Source organism: Microbacterium sp. ISL-103 (assembly GCF_018613995.1).
In the GTDB taxonomy this organism is placed as follows: domain Bacteria; phylum Actinomycetota; class Actinomycetes; order Actinomycetales; family Microbacteriaceae; genus Microbacterium.
The window spans coordinates 1-5,012 of the sequence record NZ_JAGGPD010000539.1 but is presented as its reverse complement, the minus strand read 5'-3'; the positions used below and the strand labels follow the sequence as shown (position 1 = coordinate 5,012).

The 5,012-nt window shown below is 68.8% G+C and carries 5 protein-coding genes; 1 reads left to right on the top strand and 4 read right to left on the bottom strand.

The genetic code is table 11. The annotated features are described in order from the left end of the window. Positions 1–205: 205 nt before the first annotated feature. The 4 genes from J7E68_RS17310 to J7E68_RS17295 all read right to left on the bottom strand — a co-directional run bounded on the left by J7E68_RS17310 (position 206) and on the right by J7E68_RS17295 (position 4,643). Positions 206–892 carry a response regulator transcription factor gene (locus tag J7E68_RS17310; RefSeq protein WP_053097249.1) on the bottom strand — a complete coding sequence of 229 codons (687 nt, stop codon included), beginning with the start codon at positions 890–892 and terminating at the stop codon, positions 206–208. 100 nt (positions 893–992) lie between these two features. Then, positions 993–2,633 (bottom strand): DNA repair helicase XPB, encoded by a 1,641-nt coding sequence (locus tag J7E68_RS17305; protein WP_215174676.1) that lies wholly within the window; start codon positions 2,631–2,633, stop codon positions 993–995. An 11-nt stretch (positions 2,634–2,644) separates the two neighbouring features. Next, on the bottom strand, positions 2,645–4,357 hold the full coding sequence (locus J7E68_RS17300) for a helicase-associated domain-containing protein (RefSeq protein ID WP_215174674.1): 1,713 nt from the start codon (positions 4,355–4,357) through the stop codon (positions 2,645–2,647). 10 nt (positions 4,358–4,367) lie between these two features. Then, the gene (locus J7E68_RS17295) at positions 4,368–4,643 is read right to left on the bottom strand and encodes a multidrug ABC transporter ATPase (RefSeq protein WP_215174672.1); all 276 of its coding nucleotides are present in this window, start codon (positions 4,641–4,643) and stop codon (positions 4,368–4,370) included. A 139-nt stretch (positions 4,644–4,782) separates the two neighbouring features. Here J7E68_RS17295 and J7E68_RS17290 point away from each other — a divergent pair. Next, the coding region (locus J7E68_RS17290) for a cold-shock protein (protein WP_215174671.1) at positions 4,783–5,012 on the top strand (230 nt) is incomplete at its 3' end.

Sequence of the window (5,012 nt, the reverse complement as noted above, 5' to 3'; positions counted from 1 at the left end):
TCGATCAGCGAGTTCCGCAGGATCGGCACAGTGCCGAGGCCCGCTGCCAGCAGCCCGAGAGCGAGCACGGCGACGGTCACACCGGTGACCTTCGCGCGCAGGCTGATCGACCGCCACCAGCGGGTGACCGCGTCAGGCTTGTGCGCCATGCGGTCCTTCCTGAAGACGGATGCTGTGCGGCGTCAGCGAGCGGCGCTGAGCCGGATTACTTGCCGACCTTGAGCATGTACCCGAAGCCGCGCTTGGTCTGGATGACCGACTCCTCGGTGTGCGGATCGATCTTGCGACGGAGGTAGGAGATGTAGCTCTCCACGATCCCGGCATCGCCGTTGAAGTCGTACTCCCAGACGTGGTCGAGGATCTGGGCCTTCGACAGGACGCGGTTGGGGTTGAGCATGAGATAGCGCAGCAGCTTGAACTCGGTCGGGCTGAGCTCGATCGACTCCTTGCCCACCTGCACGTCGTGCGTGTCCTGGTCCATCGACAGCTCGCCGGCGCGGATGATCGACTCCTCGTCCGCCTGCATCGTGCGGCGGAGGATCGCCTGAGCGCGCGCGACGATCTCGTCGAGGCTGAACGGCTTGGTCACATAGTCGTCGCCGCCGGCGTTGAGGCCCTCGATCTTGTCGTCGGTGCCGTCCTTCGCCGTGAGGAACAGGATCGGAGCGGTGAACCCGGCGCCTCGGAGGCGCTTGGTCACGCTGAAGCCGTTCATGTCGGGGAGCATGACGTCGAGGATGATCAGGTCCGGCTCCTCCTCAAGCACCGCCGAGATGGTGGCGGCGCCATTGGCCACCGTCTTCACCTGGAACCCGGCGAAGCTGAGACCTGTCGAGAGCAGGTCGCGGATGTTGGGTTCGTCGTCGACGACCAGGATGCGCGCATCAGTCATGTCCCCATTATGGTGACTTCGGCCATGCGGATGCTGATTATCCCTCGGAACGGCGCTTTCGCCCTCCGCGTAGCGGGCGCATGGGCGACCGGTCAGCCGCTCAGGCTGCGATCGCGTCGGCATCCATGATCGTGTAGCTGTACCCCTGCTCTGCGAGGAACCGCTGGCGGTTCTGCGCGTAGTCCTGGTCGATCGTGTCGCGCGCGACGAGCGTGTAGAAGCTGGCGGTGCGCCCGGACTGCTTGGGGCGAAGGAGCCGGCCGAGGCGCTGTGCCTCTTCCTGACGCGAACCGAACGAGCCCGACACCTGGATGGCGACGGAGGCTTCCGGCAGATCGATCGAGAAGTTCGCGACCTTCGACACCACGAGCAGCGAGATCTCACCCTCGCGGAAGGCGCGGTAGAGCTCCTCGCGCTCGTCGATGGGCGTCGCGCCGGTGATCTGCGGTGCACCGAGCGACTGCGACAGCGAATCGAGCTGATCGAGGTACTGGCCGATCACGAGGATCCGCTCGTCCTTGTGCTTCGCGATGAGCTCGCGCACGGCGTCGATCTTCGCCGGGGCGGAGGCGGCGAGCCGGTAGCGCTCGTCGTCGGTGGCTGCGGCGTATTCGAGCCGGTCGTCCGGCGGAAGGTCCACTCGCACCTCGTAGCAGACGGCGGGGGAGATGAACCCCTGCGCCTCGATCTGCTTCCAGGGAGCATCGAAGCGCTTGGGGCCGATGAGGCTGAAGACATCGCCCTCGCGGCCGTCCTCGCGGACGAGAGTGGCGGTGAGGCCGATCCGTCGACGCGCCTGCAGGTCGGCCGTGAGCTTGAAGACGGGCGCCGGCAGCAGGTGGACCTCGTCGTAGACGATGAGCCCCCAGTCGAGGGCATCGAGCAGGGCCAGGTGGGCGTACTCGCCCTTCCGCTTGGCCGTGAGGATCTGGTAGGTCGCGATCGTGACCGGCTTGACCTCTTTGGCCTGGCCGGAGTATTCGCCGATCTCCTCCGGGGTGAGGCTCGTGCGCTTGAGCAGCTCGTCGCGCCACTGACGTGCCGAGACCGTGTTGGTCACCAGGATCAGAGTCGTGGTCTTGGTTGCGGCCATGGCGCCCGCCCCGACGATCGTCTTGCCTGCGCCGCAGGGGAGCACCACGACGCCCGAGCCGTCCTTCGAGAACGCGTCGACCGCATCCTGCTGGTAGGGGCGGATCTGCCAGCCGTCTTCAGCGAGCTCGATCTCATGCGGGGTTCCCGGTGTGTACCCGGCGAGGTCCTCGGCGGGCCAGCCGATCTTCAGCAGCTCCTGTTTGATCTGCCCGCGAGCCCACGCGTCGACGATGAAGACGTCGGGCGAGGGGTGGCCGATCAGCAGCGGCTGGATGCGCTTGTTGTTCGCGACCTGTGCGAGCACGGCGGGGTCGGACGAACGCAGGATCAGCGTGCCCTCATCGTCGCGCTCGATCACGAGGCGGCCATAGCGGTTGACCGTCTCGCGCAGGTCGACGGCGACGGACGGCGGCACGGGGAAGCGCGACCAGCGGTCGAGCGTCTCGAGCATGTCTTCGGCGGTGTGTCCGGCCGCGCGTGCGTTCCAGAGCCCCAGGCGGGTGATCCGGTAGGTGTGGATGTGCTCGGGCGCGCGCTCGAGCTCGGCGAAGATCGCCAACTCGTGGCGGGCGCTCTCGGCATCGGAGTGGGCGACTTCGAGCAGCACGGTGCGATCGCTCTGGACGATCAGGGGGCCATCAGACATAGCTGTCCAGTTTACTGCTCGATCACGGAGGCGGCGCGGATGCTCGACACCGGCAGCGTGCGCTCGACGTCGGCTGCGCGGTCGCGTCCGCGCAGGCGGCCGCCGCCGAGCCCGGTGGCCTCGAGGATCAGGTCTCTCGTGGATCCGTCGGGCATCCCCACGCTCACGCGCAGCACCGCCTTGGCGCGAACCGCCGCGTCGAGTTCGCGGTCGAGCCACGCGGCGTCCGCATCGGGCCCCTGATGCGAGCGGAGGGCGGCGATGAGCGGCGAATAGTCCGGTGCGTTCGACTCGGGGGGTTCAGCCATCGGAGCCCGTTCGCCGGCGATGACCGCGCCGCCCTCGTCGACGAGCGTCGCCGGGTACCGTGCGTCGGTGAGGGCCCAGTACACGGTGTCGCGCCCGACACGGGTCGACAGGGATGCGACGTGCTTCGCGAGCGCGAGGGGGCGGAGCCCCTGATCGACGGCCATCGCCTCGATCAGGTGCGGGTCGCTGCTCTCGATCCGCGTGCGGCCGGTCTCGGCATCGGTCGACACTCTCACGAGCCCGTGGCGCTGCGCGGTCTGCGACACGAGGTAGCGCAGCGGCTGCGGGATGCCGGTGAGCGAGAGCGTCTCGAGGAACTCCACGATCGAGTCCTCGGTCTCGCCGGCCACGAGAGCGTGCGCGATCGACTCGGGGGTGAACCGATAGGACGATGCCTGAGCGGCCGACTCGCGCGCGGCGATCGTGCGCAGACGCACATCCAGCGCGGGGGCGAGGGGGCCGGGGGCGATCGCACTCAGGTCGTTCTGCAGGAAGATGCGATCGACCTCGCTGGGCAGCAGCGCGGTGAGAGGTGCGGAGTCGACATGCGCACCCTCGCGCAGCGATGCCGCCCACGCCGGCTCGCTGCCGTCGTCGGCGATGAGTCCGAGCAGTCGTGCGCGCTCGAGCAGGGCGGCGCTGCGCTCGGGCCACGCCGGGTCCCACGGATGCGCGTAGGCCCAGGCGGTCGTGATCGTCCATCCGCCGTCGTCCGTGCGCACACCGCGCGGAAGGCCGTCGCGGAACCCGACCACCAGAGAGCGCCATCGGTCTGCGACGGGGGAGCGCAGCCACTCCTCCGCGCGTTCCGTGACGCGCAGGCGTCGGCCGTCCGGTGCCGCGAGCCCGGAGTGGGGCACGATGGCGGCGGGCGCGTCGGTCGACTCGACCGGGATGCCGGGGTCGGCCAGCATCCGCTTCTCGCCGGCGCTGATGTTGCCGCCGGAGAGCAGAGCGAACGGCCTGTCGCGGGCGAGGAGCAGAACGTCGGCGATGGCCGAGACCGTCGTGAAGGCGCGTTCGGCCGCGCGGGCGGTCTCGGCCTCGCCCGCCTCCGTCGGCTCCTCGGCCTCGAGCGGCACGGGCGCGACCCTGTCGGCGACAGCCGCGGTCACCGGCGGGAAGGGTGTGGAATCCGGCCGCAGCAGTGCCAGACGTGTGAGAGCCTGCACCGGCGGGGTCGGATCGAGGGCCGTCGTCGTCGACACGGCGTCATGAAGCGCTGTGGCTTCCCCATGCGTGAGTGAGGGGAGTGCTCGAGCGATCGAGGTGGGATCGAGCAGCGCTTCGGCGGCGTCGAAGAAATCCTGCCATCCGGCATCCGCGCGCACGCGTCTGGCGGTGAACAGGGCGGTCAACTCGGCATCGCTCGCCTCGGACAGCCATTCGGCCAGCGGACGGGCGTGCGTGCTCATGCCGGTGTCCTCAGGGCCGCGACGCCGCGCGACCCTTGCGGATGAAGCTCATGATGAGCAGCGCGATGATCATCACGAACGCGGCGGGCAGCCCCCAGTAGGGGATCGCGGCGATCAGCGGCCAGGCGCCCGTGCCGAAGTCCTTCTGCTCCATGCCGACGCCGGTGCCGATGATGATCGCGAAGAAGCAGATGATGGATGCCGCAGCGAGTCCGAGGGCTGTGAACGCCAGAATGCGATCCACGCGGCGGACGGGAACCTCAGGTTCGGGACTCTTGGTGCTCATCCCTCTCAGCCTAGTCGCTGCGCGACGCCGCGGTTCCGCACTGTGACCTTCGGATTCCCTGCTCGCTGACCGGTAGGCTGAAGGTGTTCGCACACGTGCGTCCGATCCAGCTCCACACCGACTCAGCGAGGTTTCTCCCATGCCCACCGGCAAGGTCAGGTTCTACGACGAAGACAAGGGCTTCGGCTTCATCGCCAGCGATGACGGCCAAGACGTCTTCCTGCACGCTTCCGCCATGCCCGCGGGCGCGGCCGTCAAGGCGGGTGCACGCGTGGAGTTCGGTGTCGCCGACGGAAAGCGCGGCCCCCAGGCCCTCTCGGTGCGTGTGCTCGAGGCCCCGCCGAGTCCCGCCAAGGCGAAGCGCAAGCC

Coding starts and splice junctions, on each gene's coding strand:
- J7E68_RS17305 (WP_215174676.1), bottom strand. CDS start 2,633: ATGTCTGATGGCCCCCTGATCGTCCAGAGCGATCGCACCGTGCTGCTC.
- J7E68_RS17310 (WP_053097249.1), bottom strand. CDS start 892: ATGACTGATGCGCGCATCCTGGTCGTCGACGACGAACCCAACATCCGC.
- J7E68_RS17295 (WP_215174672.1), bottom strand. CDS start 4,643: ATGAGCACCAAGAGTCCCGAACCTGAGGTTCCCGTCCGCCGCGTGGAT.
- J7E68_RS17300 (WP_215174674.1), bottom strand. CDS start 4,357: ATGAGCACGCACGCCCGTCCGCTGGCCGAATGGCTGTCCGAGGCGAGC.